Consider the following 15,465-nt stretch of genomic DNA (forward strand, 5'->3'; position numbering starts at 1 on the left):
CGTCAACCACCACAACCCGGCGTGTCGCTGACCTGGGGAAGCACCCGCTTTAGCCGGTTAAGAGGGAGATCCCGGTGTAGCCCATCGACCTGGTGATGCCGTTCTCGGCCGCGAAGGTGCCGATCTGTTCCGATGCGTATTGCGTGCCTCTGTCGGTGTGGAACACGACCTGGGCGGGCAGTTCACCACGCATGGTTATCGACATCTGCAGTGCGTCCTCGACCAGGTCGGTGCGCATGTGATCGGCGATCGCCCACCCGATCACGCGGCGCGAGTGCGCGTCGATGACGGTGGCCAGATAGAGCCACCCTTCCCAGGTCCGCAGGTATGTGATGTCGCCGACCCAGACGGCGTTAAGGACCCCGGTGTCCCACTGACGCTTGGTTGCATCGGGCGGGTAGGTGTCGCCCGCGTCGCGGTGGGTGGTGGTGCGCCACCGACGCGGGCAGATCCCCCGCAGGCCGAGCTTGCGCATCGTCTTGGCGACCGTCTTGCGGGAGATGACCTCGCCGTCCTCGCGCAGGTCCGCCAGGATCCTCGGCGCTCCAGAGACCTCGTCGGACTCGCCGTGGAACCAGGTGATCTTCTGCTCGATCCGCTCGGTCCGGACCGCCCGTTTCGAAGGCTTGCGTCCCATCCAGGCGTAGTAGCCGGACCGGGAGACCTCGAGCAGTCGAGCCATCCGGGCGATCGTGTAGTTGCTCTTCTCCGCGTGCATCAGTGCGAACGCTTCTCGTTCGTATCCGATGCTTCCTGGGCGAAGAAGAGGGAGGCTTTTTTCAGGAACGCCCGATCCATCTTCAGCTCCGAGTTCTCCTTGCGCAGCCGTGCCAGCTCGGCCCGCTCAGTCTCGCTCAGGGCCTCGTCACCGGCGTCCTGGCGGGACTTGAACAGGTTGACCCACCGGCCCAGCGTCTGCTCCTTGACGCCGAGCTCACGAGCCACCACGGCGACCGGACGACCGGTGTTGATCACCAACTTCACGGCCTCGTCCTTGTACTCAGGAGTGAACTCCCGACGCTGTCTTCCCATGGTGAAGATCCTCTCTTACGAGGTGTCCACCAGACGGGGTCAAAGCCAGATGTCGTTGCCGGCCATCAGGAGCCGCATCGCGGCGGTGTGCCTCAGTGCGTGCATGGTGATGTGCTTGGCCCTCATCGAGGGACAGGTTCGGCTGGCGATGGCCACGTGGTGGGCGAGTCGACGTTCGATGGCGTCGCGGCTGAGGTGCTTGCCGGTGGTGGTGGGGAACTGTGGCGCGCCGGCGTCGTCGCCGACTTCGGCGAGCCATGCTGTCAGCACGGCCTTGGTGGATGGAATCAGCGGCGTCCGCCGTTCCTTGCGTCCCTTGCCGATGGTGTGCACGTGCGCGCCGGCGGTCAGGGTGACGTCGGCACGGGTGAGTCCGGCGACCTCGGAGATCCGCAGTCCGGTCTGCAGGGTCAGGGCGAGCATGGCGTGATCGCGTCGCCCGGTCCAGGTGCTCTGGTCACAGGCAGCCAGTAGGGCGTCGGCCTCTGGGTCGGTGAGGTAGGTCAGGATGTGCCGCTGGGTGCGCTTGGGCGGGATCGCGAGGACCCGTTGGATGCACTCGGCGTGCTCGGGATAGTGCAGGGCGAGGTAGCTGAACAGCGAGTGGATCGCCGCGAGTCGGTTGTTCCGGGTCGCGGCGCTGTTGCCCCGCACGCGTTCCAGGTGGTCCAGGAAGGCGCTGACCAGGGTGGCGTCCAAAGCGTCGATGTCGAGCCTGTTGGGGGCGGTCCCGGTGCGTTCGGCGGTGAACGTCAGCAGGAGGCGGAACGTGGTGCGGTAGGCGGCGATCGTGTTCGGGCTTGCGGCCCGCTGGTGGATCAACCGTTCGGTGAAGTAGGCCTGCAGCGCGGGCGCCAGCGTGGCCATCACCGCACGCCCGCCGGCAGCCGTAGCCGTCCGGCGGCCAGTTCCATCAGCTCTGGGACGGCGGTGAGGTACCAGTAGGTGCCGGCTGGGCTGACGTGCCCCAGGTAGGTGGAGAGCACGGCGATGTGCTCGTCGACGCTGGCGCCTTCGCGCATCCAGCGGATCAGGGTGTGAACAGCCAGACTGTGCCTGAGGTCGTGGGCGCGCGGACGCACGGTCCCGGTGCGGATGCCCATCGTGGTGGTGATCTGCCGCAGCGTCGTGTCTGCCTCGCTGCGGCTGAGCGGGTTGCCACGACTGGACACCAAGAACGTGTCTGCCTGCCGCTGGGGACACAGCCGATCGCGTTGGGGGGCGTAGTGATGCAGCGCAGAGACGGTCGTCGGATGCAGCGGGACGATCCGGGGCCGGTCGAACTTCGCGTGCCGGATGGTGATCACGGCATCGTCGAGGTCGACGTCGCCGTGGCGCAGCCCGATCGCCTCGCCCAGCCGCATCCCGGAGACGGCGAGCAGCCCGAACAGCGCCTGGTAGGTCAGCCCACGCAGGGGTGGGCGGAGCTGCTCGGCGATGTTCAGCAGCGACTCGATCTGCTCGGCGGTCCACAGATACGGCATCGGGCGATGCCGCGGGGCCGGGAACACCCCGGTCGGCGGGATCTGGTGGGAGCTGTCGATGCTGTGCAGGTAGGCGGCGAACTTGCGGGCACAGCCCAGCCGCAGCGCCCAGTACCGCGGCTGTGCGGTCGCGGGCAGCCGTGCCCAGCTGATCGCCAGGTCGCTGGTCAGGGTGTCCGATCCGGCGGTCCGTATGTGCGCGAGAAGGTCGCGGAGCCACACTTCCTCGCGTTCCAGCCGGTATCCCAGGGCGCGGCGCAGCCGCAGGTAGTCGTCGAGCTGGGCGTCCAGGCGGCTCATCGCGGCACCGACCCGGGCCACGGCAGAGCCAGGTCACGAAGCCGTTCGACGTCGACCCGGGCGTAGATCCCGATGCTTTGCAGGTTCTGATGCCGCAGCACCTTGCCGATCTGGATCAGCGGGACACCGGCCTCGACCATCTGGCACGCCATGGTGTGCCGGAGCCGGTGCGCGCCGATCGAGGCGATCCCAGCCCGCCTGCAGGCCCGCCGCACCGTGGAAGACACCGTGCCGGCGTCGATCGGCGCGAACGGCGCCCGGGCCCGCAGGAACAGCTCCCGCTGGTGGCTGGGTGGCCTCCCGCGGCTGAGGTAGCCAGCGATCGAGGCGCCGACATCGGCCGGCAGCGGGAGCCGGTCGGTGCGGCCGCCCTTGCCGTGGATGACCACCTCCCCGGCTCGCCAGTCCAGATCGTCCAGCGTCACCGCCGCCAGCTCGCCGCGCCGCAGGCCCAGCCGCAGCAGGCTGAGGATGATCGCGTGGTCGCGTCGGCCCAGCGCGGTGCGCCGATCACACGAGTCGAGCAACGCCCGCGCCTGAGCCGTGCTGATCCCCTGGGGCAGCGGCGAGCGGCGGCGGCCAGTCACCGCGAGCGCAGCGCCCCCCAGATCGACGCCCAGCCGACCATCCAGGAAGCAGTAGCGCAGGAACGCTCGAAGCCCGGCCACGAAGTTCTGGGCCGCGCTGACCGAAACGCCGCGATCAACCTCGCAAAGCACCGCGGCCGTGACGTCGCTCGCGTCCAACTCGTGCAACTCCCGACCGCAGAGCCCGCCCAGGAACCGGCGGGCGTGCGCGACATACCCGGCGACCGTGCCGATCGCCAAGCCGCGCTCCTCGAGCAGGTACCGCTCGAACAAGGCCAGCAGCGCCTCAGTGTCAGACCCAGGGCGCACCGGAGCGCGAACACCCGCCACGCCAAGGTCTCGGAGCACGTCCAGCAGGCACAGCAACCCCGAACGTGACCACTGTGACCGATGCCGGCCCTGCGCGCGCTGGGCGGCCAGGAACGCCTCGACCCGAGCCTCGTCCAACTGATCAGCGGTCAGTTCCTGGTCCTGCAGCCACCGGCTCAACCGACCCACCTGACGCAGCTGAGGCACCACCGACCGCTGCGTATAGCCGCGGCCCTGGAGCTCCGCCCGGTAGGCATCGGCGAACCCCTCCAACGGCCCCGAAAGCACAACCCCGCTGACCCTGCTCTTCGCCCTGACCATGACGCTCCTCCTTCTCGACGAGAAGGACCACGATGGTCAAGAACCGGCGTTATGCCGACCTACAACAGACAGTTCGGCAAGCAGAGCAACAGATCGGAGCCGAGGTCGGCATAACGAACAGGTCGGCATAATCGTGCAGACGAGGACGTGCCTTGCCGCGGGGAAGGAGACCGGCGGCTTCTCGTACGCGCTTGAACCTGGCCTGGAAGGTCACGTAGATGTACCCGGTCCCGTTGGCGGTCACGAAGACCGGGCCGTGGGGATCGGGGTTGGTGGCGACGCGGGATGGCAGTGCGAGGTACTGCTCCAGCGCCTTCGTCGTTGACGGGTGGATCGGCACCAGCCGTTCAGCGGACTTCGCCGCTTTGATGACCAGCACGTCGTTGACGTGGTCGATGTCGTCAACACGCAGGCTCAGCGCTTCCCCGATCCGCAGCCCCGTGGCGGCGAGCAGCCCGATGGCGGTGCGCAGCGTCGCGGCGATCCGCTCGTCGCTGAACGCGGTGTCGCTGGCGGCGAGCAGTGCGTCGAGGTCGTCTTGGCTGTAGATGAAGGGCACCGCCCGGGGCTTCTTGGCCGGCAACAGCCCGACCGGGATGACTGGGACGTCGACATCGTTCGCGTTCAGGTAGCCGGCGAAGCGCCGCACCAACGACAGCCGTGTGGACCACCACGAGGGGTGCGCATCGGGGTTGAGCCGGGCCCAGGTCACGGCCTCATCGATGGTGAACGTCTGTGTCTGACCGCGGGCTTCGAGCCAGTTGCAGAACAGACCAACCTGCCGCTCGACATCGTTGAGCTGGAACCCCAGCGCCCGGCGCATCACCAGATACTCATTGAGCCGATCACGCAATGTCGTGGGCGTCGGCGCCGTTGCCGGCGTTTTCGCCGGGGTCCTCATCGCGGCACCTGCCCGAACGGGACGACCAGTTCGCGTAACGACCCCAGGTCGACCTTGGCGTAGGTCATCGTGGTGACGGTGTAGACGTGGCCCAGCAACTCTTTGGCTTCGCTCAGCGTGCCGCCCGCGGCCAGCACGTCCATCGCGGCGGTGTGGCGGAGCCGGTGTGCATGGATCGAGTCGATGCCAGCCAAGGCCGACAGCCGGGCGATGACCCCTGAGATTCCCGATGTCGTCATCATCTGGCGCGGCGCCCGCAGACGCACGAACACGGCCCGATCCAGCGCGTCCGGTCGCAACCGTAACCAGGCTTCCAACGCCTGCCCCACATCGACTGGGAGTGGCAGCACGTGTTCGCGGCCCTTGCCGGTGACGCGCAATTGTCCGCTGACCCAGTCGATGTCGCCGAGCATCAGGCGGGCGGCTTCGCCGGCTCGCAGCCCGAGCCGGACCAGGATCAAAACCAGCGCCCGGTCGCGTGCCCCGATCGCCGTGGCCGGATCACAGACTCCGAGTAGCGCCGCAACCTGGTCAGTAGTCACTCCCCGCGGAACTGACCGTTTCGTTCCGGGAGGCTTGAGGATCCCGGCAGTCAGGTCTCGGTCAAGGCGACCGGTGCTCAACGCCCACCGCAGCAGACAACGGACCGAGCCCACGATGTGAGCCCGAGTGACGACACCGTAAAGACGGCCGCGATCAGCGACATACGCGTTGACGACCGACGCGTTGAGCCGCTCCCAGCTCACCGACCCGTCCGCCGCCTTCACAGCGTCGAGGAGACCCGCTGCGTAGTAGCAGTAGGCAGAGATGGACTTCTCCGCCAGCCCCTGCTGAGCCCGCATCCACCCGCACCACTGCGTCACTGCGGCCTGTGCCGGCGCCAGTTGCCATGCGTCGACCTCGGCCGCCCGCAGGTAGCCAGCCTCTGCCAGGAACCGGCGCACGGCGCCCATGCAAGCTTTCACCGAGCCGCACGGAAGCTCGCGGGAGCGCTCCGCGGTCACGAATCGAGCGAGTAGCTCTTCGTCGATTTCACCGACGCCAGCGCCCACCTCCTGCATCCAGGCGCTCAGCCGCTGTGCCACGTTCACGGCCCCGGCCGTAGAACCCGGCGAGTACCCCTTCGCTGCGAACCACCGCCGACATTCGTCCAGCACAGTCGGCGCCGGCGGACCTACCGGCGGCCCCTGGATCCGAACCGGATACGGCCGGGCCGTTGCCGATCTCTTCGTCACGAACCTCACCTCCAGACACTTCGTGTGTCTGAAGCGTGATCACGACGCGAGGACTATGCCGACCTTCCAGGCCGCTGTCCGTCGCTGACCTGCACGATCCTCCGCAACCTCGGCATAGTCCGGAGGTCGGCATAGGACCCAGAGCCGGTCGGGTGCCAGCGGCGCGAAGTTCCGGTCGACCACGTCCAGCGGCTTGAGGATGCGGGGGTCGCTGATCGTGGTCCGCTTGACCTTCCCACGCACGGCACCGGCCAAGCCGAACTCGCCCATGAGCCATTCCACGGTGCACCGCGCGATCGGCGGTGCGCCGACCGGGCGTTCCCGGTTCAGCGTCAGCCAGATCTTCCGGGCGCCGTAGACGCCGTAGTTCGAGGCGTGCGCGGCAGCGATCATCGGCTTCAGCTCCTCATCTCGCAGCTGACGGGGACTGGGCTTGCGGGTCCGGTGCTCGTAGTAGGTCGCAGGGGCGATCTTCGCGCCGAGCTCGGTGAGCACAGCGCAGATCGACTCGACACCCCAACGCAGACCCGGATTGTCGGCATCGCCGTTGCGGACACCGACGTGCTCGTCGATGTAGCGCACGATCAGCGCTGTTGGAGGTGGGGCCGGTCGAGTTCGGCCGCGAAGAAAGCCGAGGCGGATCGCAGGATCGCGTTGGCGCGCTTGAGCTCGGCGTTCTCCCGCTTCAACCGCTTCAGCTCCGCGGACTCCTCCGAGGTCACCCCCGGCCGCTGACCGGCATCGACCTCTGCCTGCCGGCACCACTTGCGCACCGTCTCCGGCGTACCGATCCCGAGCAGCTCGGCGACCTTGCTCATCGCCGCCCACTCCGAGTCGTGATCGGCCCGGATCTCCCTGACCATCCGGACCGCGCGCTCACGCAGCTCGACCGGGTACCTCGTCGTCGTACTCCCTGACATGACTCCATCCTTCCCAAGCAACGGAGTCTCCGGACATCCCGGGGCGGTTCATTCCATTCGTGTCGCACGTCGACGAGACGAGTCTGGGAGAGCTGACCTCGTCGGCAGCAATCGCGATTCACGGCGTCAAGTCCGTGCTCGGGGCTCGCCGCTTCTTCACGGGGGCAAAGAAGAAGACGGTCGGCGCCACCGCCGTCGACTACCTGACGGCGTACCAGCCGCGCGCGCTCGACGCGGGGCTTCCAGCGCTCCTTGACCGGCTCCTTCAAGAGGATCAAGTTCACCCGACTCAGTTGCCGGTGCAGGATGCCTTGGCCGACTGGATCGGGCTGCGTCCGCGCTTGGGCGACCTTGGAGACGATCCTGAGGTCCGCCCCGTCACGATCTTCGGTCAGCTCGCGGACTCCATCGAGACCATCGACGCCGCGCTGCGACGCGAACAGCGCTTCCGTGACGAGGCGAAGGCTGCCGGCGAGGCGGTGCGCAGGATGGAAGTCCGAAAGTTGATGGTCGAGATGCCGGTCGAGCGGCTCAAGGACGCCACCCGCGACCGGCTACGCATCGGCCCCCTGACCGATGCTGGCATCAGGACGATCCAGGCGGTCCTTGACCGTGGCGCCGCGCTGGAGCACCTGCCGGGAATCGGTGCAACCACCGCTTCGCGGATTCGCGGCGCGGCACAGACCCTGTGGCAGACAACGTACGAGGAAATGCCGGTCCGCATCGACATCAAGGCTCGCACGTCCGAGGGGACCGAGTTGCTTCGTCGGCTGGGCGCCTGGGAGGCGATGCGAAAGACGAAGGGCGCGACGCCCGACCTGGCCCTCAAGGACGCTCTTGGCCCGGTGGTCAAGGCGATCGACAAGAAGGTCACCCACCTCGTCGTGTTCGCTGCTGGTCGGACCGTCGCGCAGTTCCAAGAGGCCGCCCACGCCGTCAACCAGCGAGCCGCCCAGGTGTCCGGCAAGGCGACCGGGTCGGCCGCGAAGGACTCGTGGGACGACTTCCTCGCCCGGCCTGCCGACTACTTCGCCATGCTCTCCGAGCTCGGGTTCGTCACCGAGAACGAGGAGAAGGCGCACGGCGATCTGCCGGACGAGATCGTTGAGGCAGTCCGCACCCTCGAACTGAACACGCAGCACCTCAACGCGTCGCTTCGCGGCTACCAGAGCTTCGCCGCTCGCTTCGCCCTCACACAGCGCAAGGTCATCATCGGCGACGAGATGGGCCGGGGGAAGACGGTCGAGGCCATCGCCGTCATGGCCCATCTACGGGCGAAGGGATCTCACCACGCGCTCGTCATCTGTCCCGCCGCTGTCGTGACGAACTGGGTGCGTGAGGTCCAGTCCAAGTCGTCTCTCCGCCCACACAGGGTCCACGGGCCGGGCCGGGATTCAGCGCTGCGCAACTGGGTGCGCAACGGTGGAGTCGCGGTCACCACCTACGACGGGATCGACTATCTCGGGCGCAACCTCCCAGCACACGGCGACTTTGAGGACCTGGCGTGCGTCGTCGTCGACGAAGCCCACTACATCAAGAATCCCGAGGCTCTGCGGTCCAAGCGCACCGCACACTTCATTGGCTTCACCGACTACGCCATCCTCCTGACCGGAACCCCGATGGAGAACCGCATCGAGGAGTTCCACAACCTCGTCGGCTACCTCCGCCCCGACCTCATCGTCGATGCAAACGAGCTTGCGCCGCGACGCTTCCGACGGCAGGTGGCACCCGCCTACCTCCGCCGGAACCAGGAAGACGTCCTGACCGAGCTACCCGAGCTGGTCGAGGTCGACGAGTGGCTCCCCCTGTCGACCAGCGACTCGCGCACCTATCGCGACGCCGTTGCCGCCGGAAACTTCATGGCGATGCGGCAGGCCGCAGTGGCCGACCGTGACTCCGAGAAGATCAAGCGGCTGGTCGAGATCGTCGAGGAAGCCGAGGAGAACAGCCGACGAGTCATCGTCTTCTCCCACTTCCGCAACGTCTTGGATCAGGTCGCGAACGCACTGCCGGGCAAGGTGTTCGGGCCGCTCACAGGCTCGGTGCCAGCGGCTGCGCGCCAGTCCATGGTGGATCAGTTCTCCGCGGCAGCCCACGGAGCCGTTCTCGTCTCGCAGATCGTGGCCGGCGGAGTCGGTCTCAACATCCAAGCCGCCTCGGTCGTGGTGATCGTCGAGCCGCAGCTCAAGCCCACCACCGAATGGCAAGCGATCGCCCGTGCCCGGCGGATGGGACAACTCGAAACCGTCCAGGTCCACCGCCTCCTGTCCGAGGAAGGCGTCGACCAGCGGATCATCGAGATCCTTGCCCGCAAAAAGGAACTGTTCGATGACTTCGCCCGGGTCAGTGAGACCGCAGAGAGCGCCCCCGAGGCGTTCGACATCTCCGAAGCCGAGCTGGCACGCGAGGTCGTTGCGGCCGAGCGCGAGCGTCTCTTCAATCAGGCCAACGGCCTCTCCGGGGACGAAGAGGCTGTTTGACGGAGACGACCCCGGGCCAGCCTCCCAAGTGCGCGTCCCATCATCATCGGGACACTCAAGACGGCCATCCAGGCGAACTTTGCAGCGTTCCAGAAGAACAAGAACACCAGCACGTTGAGGAACCCCCAGCCCGGACGGGTGGCTCCCTGGATGGCGAGGGCGGTCAGGCCGAGGTAGGCCGGCGTCGCGACGAGGGCGACGGGGATGGCCCACTTGAGGCCGCGTGGGGTGCGGAGCCAGTCGACTGCGCGGTTGGTGGGCATGTAGTAGCGGAGGTAGCCGCGGATCGCGGTGCTGAGTTGCCAGAGTGCGATGAGCATGAGGGTCTCCTTCGGGTCGGGCTCATGTCCCTCGGTACGCCCGTCCGCCGACGGAATCCCCGCGGTAACGCCCCTCCTGTGGACTACGCGGCTCAAACCCGGCCCTGTGGGCCCGGCTACGTCAGCGCCCGTCCCACCGTGGCCACGGGCTTTCGGCGCCCCTCCTCCGACTGGAGCGCCTGCTCGGAGATCGCTCGGGCTCGCCGAATCGCTTGTTCGGCGCGGGCAGCGTCGACCTTTTGCGCCACGGTTCGCGGCTCGCCGACGGCGTTGCGCCCCTCCACCTGGTAGCGGTCGCGGTAGGCATCGACCGTCCTGACCTCGTGAAGCCACGCCTGCCGAGCGGGCTCGGTAGTCGGAGGCTCACCGAGGCGCTTCAACCACGGCTCCCCAGACGTCACGGCTTGGTCGACAAGGGTCGTCGCCCGTTGTTCCATCAGGTCGGCGCGTTCGGCAAGGGCCGCCGTCATGTCGTCGCTCATGGCCCCATCGGCTACCGGGATGAGTCCGGCGATCAGCTTCGGTTCGCGGCGTCGCTTGCCGTGCTTGGGATGGGCAGCCTTGTGGAGTCGGCTGATCAGAACGGCGCCGATGTCGTCGGCGTCGTCGAGGAGACGGCGCTGGATGACGGCGGGTAGGAGCCGGTCGATGTCGTGGTGGTTGGCCTCGGCTCGGCGGAGTTCGGCGGTGAGCGGGCCGAAGGAGTCGGAGGTCAGGACGCGTTCGACCTGTTCGGGAGTGAGGCCGCTGTTCTCGATGGTGGTGATCCAGCGGTCGCGTTGGGCGACTGCGGCGATGGTCTCGTACTCGGCAGCGAGCTGTGCGATGGACGACCACCGCTCCTGTTCCTCAACAATCATCTGGTGTGCCGACAGTTCTGCTCCGGAATGGTGGAGCGCGCCGTAGAGCACGGCGCGGGCGGTGACCTCCTCTGGCTCGGGAGGCGCGTGGCCTTCGTCGGGTTGGTCGAGGGCGACGTACGCGACGTTGCTGTCTCGGCCGCGGGTCATGGAGACGTAGAGGTTCTCCCGCGTCGTGCTGCCGGACACGACGACGTGGGAGGTATCGACGGTGATGCCCTGGGCGCGGTGGGCGGTCACGGCGTAGCCGAGGTCGACGTGGTCGGCGACGTACCCCGCCGGCAAAGTGACCGTGCCACCGGTGCTGATGCCGACGCGCTGGACCTGTAGCGAGCCGTCTCGGTGGACCGCGGTGACGCGCCAGCGGTCGCCGTTGCGGACCCAGCCGCCGCGCAGCGTCCGGAGTCGGCGGTCGTTGTGGCGGGTGATGACGAGGTCGCCCTCGGACGCTTGGGTGCCGTCGGCGAGGTTGACCTCGATGTCACCGGTCGGGTGGGCGACGATGCGGTAGGCGCGGGCGCGACGGTTGAGGTGCTTCACGGTCTCGCTCGCCTCGGCGACCAGGATCGAGGTGCGCCCCTCCGTGATGTCGGCGGCCCAGGCGAGGTAGGCGGCGTCCATTATCTCCTCGGTGGTGCCCTCGCGGACGCGGTCGTGGTGGAGGTAGGTGCCGATGGCTTCGTCTCGTCCGAACCGCAGGTCGAGGGACGCGGTCTTCTCCCACTCGTGGGTGAAGCGGTGGACCTCAGTCAGCTCGGGGGTGTCGGGACGGGCGGAGGCCAGCAGTGTGAACGCCCCTCCGGCGTCGACCGACTGGAGCTGCGCCCAGTCGCCGACCAGCAGGACCTTTGCGCCGGCGTCGGCCGCGAGCGCGGTGAGTCGGTCGAGAATCAGAGTGCCGGCGAGGGTGGCCTCGTCGACGATGACGAGTTGGCCCTCGCGAAACTGCGCCCGTCCTCCGTCGTGCTCGTGGAGCCACTTCGCGGTGTTCTCACAGGCGATGCCCAAGTCCTCGGCGAGCACCTGCGCGGCGACAGCGCTCGGCGCGAGGCCGACGACGCTGCCCTTGCCGTGGGCCTTCGTCCAGGCGGTCCTGAGTGCGTGCATCGCAGTGGTCTTCCCAGCGCCAGCAGGGCCGACGAGCAGGTCGATCTGGCGGCCGGACACGGCGATGCCCGCCAGCGTCTCGGACTGCTCGGCAGACAACAGGTGTTCCTTGCGCGTCACCCGCGCGATCACGTCGAGGCTGATCTCGGGGGCCGTCATGTCCTCCGAGCGCTTGAGCAGCCGGTCCTCGGCGGCGAGCAACGTCTCCGAGGTGAACACGACTGAGTGCCGGGGCCGGAAACGGCTGGTGCCGTCAGCCCGTCGGAACGTCTCCGGCACCGTGACCAACTCGGGCGGCGTGATGGTGAGCGACTCCTGCTTGGCGGCGTCGACGATCATCCCGACGACGGCCTCCCGATCCTCGGCACTGGCGAACCGCCAGCCCATCGTCTGCCTGGACGCCTCGGCCCAGAGGTTCCAGTGGCGCCAGGTCGACCGCTTCTCCTCGACCGCTCCGACTACGGAGACGGCCACCTCGCCGATCACGGCGAGGGGAACGTCGTCGGCCCGGAGGGTGGGACGGGCGGTGACCTGCTTCGCCCACTCGACTGCGCCCGTCCCCAGGATCTTCTGCGCCCGTCCTCGCCATTCGGTGGTCAGGTCGAACAGCGAGTGGATCTTCTTCTCGGGGCGTGTGGCGAGCGTGGCTTTCGCGCGCAGTTGGATGATCCGGGCGGGTGACGGGCGGCGCCCGGTGCGCTCGATGTGCTCGGCGATGAGTCGGTCCTTCTCCTTGTCGATGTGGCTGGATCTGCTGGAGAACTCACGGATGAGGGCCTCCGGGATCGGCTCGAGTTCCCAGGCCGGGTTGCGCTCGCTTCCCCGGTCGCGTTGTTCCCACTCGATGCCGAACAGGCGGGTCATGCGGTCGGCGAGCACGGCGTTGTAGTGCTCCGAGATCGGGACGTTCGCCTCGTACATCGGGGTCCCGTCCAGGCTCCGCCAGCGTCCGTCCTCGGTGGTCTTGACCTTGCTGGAGATGACGACGTGCGTGTGGAGTTGCGGGTCACCGAGCCGGGAATCCCAGTGGTCGTACGCCGTGGCCGCCACGCCGATGACGCCGGCTTGCATCACCGCACCGTCTCCGGCGGCGACGCCTCTCCTGGTCGCGACGACTTCGCGCTCCATGAAGTCGAGCACTTCGGCGACAGCATCGTGATGAGCCTGGACGATGAGGGCCTGGGTGCCGGCGTCAGCGACCCCCCAGAGTGCCGAGACGGACTTCGGGACACTGAACGTGTAGTCGTACCCAGCAACCCCGGCGGAGGGCTTCGTCGCCTCCTCCGCCTTGATCTGCTGGACCGCAGCTTCGCGTTGCTCCCCAGCCAAGCGGGGACTCAGGTCGGCGACTCGGGCGGCGACGCGCTCATCGACTGGCGTGAACGTCGGGAAGGCCCTGCCGAGCTTCTCGCCGGTGGCCGGGTCGAGGCCTGCGCCGATCAGCAGTTGGAGCTGCTGCGAGGTCACGATGTCTTCCCGCTTGATTTCGCCACTCCCGAAGGCGTGGAGCGCGGAGCCCATCCACCGTCCGGGCGGGGTGCCCTCTTCGGTGTAGTACCTGGTGACCGGGTTCGGGTCGGCCATGTTGGCATCGCCGCGCACCACACTCTTGAGCAGGTAGTCGTAGCCCCGGCCGGCGTAGATCCTTCGCATCGAGACGGTCATGGACGCACACCTCCTCGGCGTGAAGGTGTGCGAAGAGATTCATAGCCCGCGCTTCGACCCGGGTTGTCCACAGGCCCCGGGCCACAGAGCCCGCCTCGGTCTGCATGACGTGTATGTCGAAAAGGCGGGACGGCGCACGAGGACGGGCGGGTAGAGCCAGTCGCCGCGATGGTCAGCGACGCGCACACCTTCACAGGAGAGTGGCTCCGGCGACGCAGAGCGAAGGAACAGCCACGTGAAATTCGGATCGGCTCAAGACCACGAATGTGACGTACGATACAAACGCGACGCCCTGGTCGGCCCGCCGTCAGGGCCGTCGTACGCGTCTATCTCGGGGTGCTCCCGCGAAGGCGATCAGGACTCGGCCATGACGTACGCACGACACTTCTCGCTTCTGGCGATCGCCGCCGCGACGGCGATCGCAGTGGGAGGTTGTGCCTCCGACGGCCAAGGTTCGTCCGCGACCCCGACCCTCACTTCGACACCAAGTTCGAGCTCGCCGACCCCAACCACGACCGCCCCGACACCGCGGTCCGACAGCGAATTGGCATCACAGGCGGCGTCCGCGCTTGTGGCGAGGTACTACGCCACCGTCGACCGCCTCGGCCAACAACCGGCCGCACCGCTCGCAAGGCTTTCGGGCGTCGCCGCGGGAGTACAGCTCACAGCCCAGCAGACTCTCCTCCGCAGCCAGCGCAAGGCCGCCCAGAGGCAAGTCGGTGACACCACAATCGTCAAACTCGACGTCCAGTCGATCAACCTCGACAACTCAGACCCGGCCGCCGGCAAGATGCCCACGATCCAGATCGATGTCTGCTGGGACGTCAGCGAGGTCGACGTTGTAGACGCGTCTGGCGAGTCCGTCGTCACCAGCAGCCGACCCGACACCGGCTGGACGCGCCTGACCATCGCCAACAATCGCTACGCCGCCGACGCGACGCGGGGCTGGCGTGTGACTACCGGTGAGGACCTCGAGAAGGCGCCATGCGTCACCTCGTGACCCGGATCGTGGCGATCCTGGCCGCCGCCGGAGGACTCGTCGCCATCGGCCAGGCTCCCGCGCAAGCCGACACGGTCTGCCAGCAGACAAACCCCGCCACAGGCCAATGCCTGATCTGGGTAGAGGTGCCCGGTAGCCCGTCGGACCCAGGCAATGGGGGCGACGACGGCCCGCAGGACACTGGCTCGGGTGCCGCCTGCTATTGGGATGGGACGTCTCAGGGAATCAGCAAGCCGCCGCCGGGTCCGGTGCCGTGCAGCACGACGTACGGCTACTGGTCGAACAGCTACCGCTGCTACATCAAGTACGTCGACCCTCAGCCCGGTCCGGGCGACCCGTTCTGGGAGGGTGCGTACCTCGACTACGGCGCCGTCTACCAGTGCTACCAGCCACAGACGGACCTGCTGGTCCTGATCTGGGCCGCAGACCCTCCGCCGAACTCCGGGGACGGGCCGACGCCACGCGAGGTCGCCCAGATCGCGATCGAGCAGATGGATCTCCGGGCTGTCGACATCGGCATCACACCCGAGCCGGGTGAGGGCAGCCTCGGAATCGTGGGTATGCCGGTGTGGATGTGGGCTGCCGACCCCGACCCCCAGAGCGTAGGACCAGTCACCGAGTCCGCCAGCGCGGGCGGGATCACGGTCACCGCCACGGCCAACGTCCGGGAGATCACCTGGGACATGGGCGACGGCACTGAGGTCACCTGCACGACCGCCGGTACGCCGTACAAGGCGTCGTACGGCGACGCGAAGTCGCCGGACTGCGGGCACACCTACGAGAAGGCGAGCTCGAACCAGCCGGACGGGAAGTACACGGTGAGCGCCACCTCCGACTGGGTCATCACCTGGGAGGGGGCGGGCCAGACAGGAACCATCCGGCTCAACGGCCTCACACGATCGGTCGCGATCGCGGTCGGGGAAGCGCAGGTGCTCGTGCAGTAG

At 67.8% G+C, this 15,465-nt stretch carries 12 protein-coding genes and 1 pseudogene; 3 read left to right on the forward strand and 10 right to left on the reverse strand.

Annotated features, from left to right (window positions below; genetic code table 11):
* Positions 1-49: 49 nt before the first annotated feature.
* The 8 genes and pseudogenes from ACYVKX_RS15190 to ACYVKX_RS15225 all read right to left on the reverse strand — a co-directional run.
* Positions 50-718: an IS3 family transposase gene (locus ACYVKX_RS15190; protein WP_460833980.1), complete on the reverse strand. Its 669-nt coding sequence runs from the start codon at positions 716-718 to the stop codon at positions 50-52.
* Positions 718-1,032, reverse strand: coding sequence for a transposase (locus ACYVKX_RS15195; protein ID WP_460833983.1), 315 nt, complete (start codon positions 1,030-1,032; stop codon positions 718-720). Before ACYVKX_RS15195 ends, ACYVKX_RS15190 begins: the two co-directional genes overlap by 1 nt.
* Before the next feature lie 39 nt (positions 1,033-1,071).
* The gene (locus tag ACYVKX_RS15200) at positions 1,072-1,899 is read right to left on the reverse strand and encodes a tyrosine-type recombinase/integrase (RefSeq protein WP_460833986.1); all 828 of its coding nucleotides are present in this window, start codon (positions 1,897-1,899) and stop codon (positions 1,072-1,074) included.
* Positions 1,899-2,816 carry a tyrosine-type recombinase/integrase gene (locus ACYVKX_RS15205; protein ID WP_460833988.1) on the reverse strand — a complete coding sequence of 306 codons (918 nt, stop codon included), beginning with the start codon at positions 2,814-2,816 and terminating at the stop codon, positions 1,899-1,901. Before ACYVKX_RS15205 ends, ACYVKX_RS15200 begins: the two co-directional genes overlap by 1 nt.
* Positions 2,813-4,033, reverse strand: a complete 1,221-nt coding sequence (locus ACYVKX_RS15210; protein WP_460833990.1) for a tyrosine-type recombinase/integrase — start codon at positions 4,031-4,033, stop codon at positions 2,813-2,815. Before ACYVKX_RS15210 ends, ACYVKX_RS15205 begins: the two co-directional genes overlap by 4 nt.
* Positions 4,034-4,082: 49 nt before the next feature.
* Positions 4,083-4,934 carry a tyrosine-type recombinase/integrase gene (locus ACYVKX_RS15215; protein WP_460833993.1) on the reverse strand — a complete coding sequence of 284 codons (852 nt, stop codon included), beginning with the start codon at positions 4,932-4,934 and terminating at the stop codon, positions 4,083-4,085.
* On the reverse strand, positions 4,931-6,025 hold the full coding sequence (locus ACYVKX_RS15220; protein WP_460833995.1) for a tyrosine-type recombinase/integrase: 1,095 nt from the start codon (positions 6,023-6,025) through the stop codon (positions 4,931-4,933). The genes ACYVKX_RS15215 and ACYVKX_RS15220 overlap by 4 nt, the downstream gene beginning before the upstream one ends.
* Before the next feature lie 186 nt (positions 6,026-6,211).
* Positions 6,212-7,089, reverse strand: a pseudogene (locus tag ACYVKX_RS15225) (IS3 family transposase); the annotation flags it as partial.
* A gap of 59 nt (positions 7,090-7,148) precedes the next feature.
* Between ACYVKX_RS15225 and ACYVKX_RS15230 the strand changes: the two are divergent.
* Positions 7,149-9,569, forward strand: a complete 2,421-nt coding sequence (locus tag ACYVKX_RS15230) for a DEAD/DEAH box helicase (RefSeq protein WP_460833998.1) — start codon at positions 7,149-7,151, stop codon at positions 9,567-9,569.
* Here ACYVKX_RS15230 and ACYVKX_RS15235 read toward each other — a convergent pair.
* Together ACYVKX_RS15235 and mobF are read right to left on the reverse strand one after the other, a co-directional pair.
* Positions 9,530-9,889, reverse strand: a complete 360-nt coding sequence (locus ACYVKX_RS15235) for a hypothetical protein (protein WP_460834000.1) — start codon at positions 9,887-9,889, stop codon at positions 9,530-9,532. The two genes, ACYVKX_RS15230 and ACYVKX_RS15235, sit on opposite strands and share 40 nt — an antisense overlap.
* Positions 9,890-10,005: 116 nt before the next feature.
* On the reverse strand, positions 10,006-13,521 hold the full coding sequence (mobF, locus tag ACYVKX_RS15240) for a MobF family relaxase (RefSeq protein ID WP_460834003.1): 3,516 nt from the start codon (positions 13,519-13,521) through the stop codon (positions 10,006-10,008).
* A gap of 367 nt (positions 13,522-13,888) precedes the next feature.
* Here mobF and ACYVKX_RS15245 point away from each other — a divergent pair, with 367 nt between their 5' ends.
* The gene (locus ACYVKX_RS15245) at positions 13,889-14,521 is read left to right on the forward strand and encodes a hypothetical protein (RefSeq protein ID WP_460834005.1); all 633 of its coding nucleotides are present in this window, start codon (positions 13,889-13,891) and stop codon (positions 14,519-14,521) included.
* A gap of 248 nt (positions 14,522-14,769) precedes the next feature.
* Complete coding sequence (locus ACYVKX_RS15250; protein WP_460834007.1) at positions 14,770-15,465, forward strand: hypothetical protein; 696 nt, start codon at positions 14,770-14,772, stop codon at positions 15,463-15,465.

The organism is Nocardioides hungaricus (assembly GCF_054782915.1).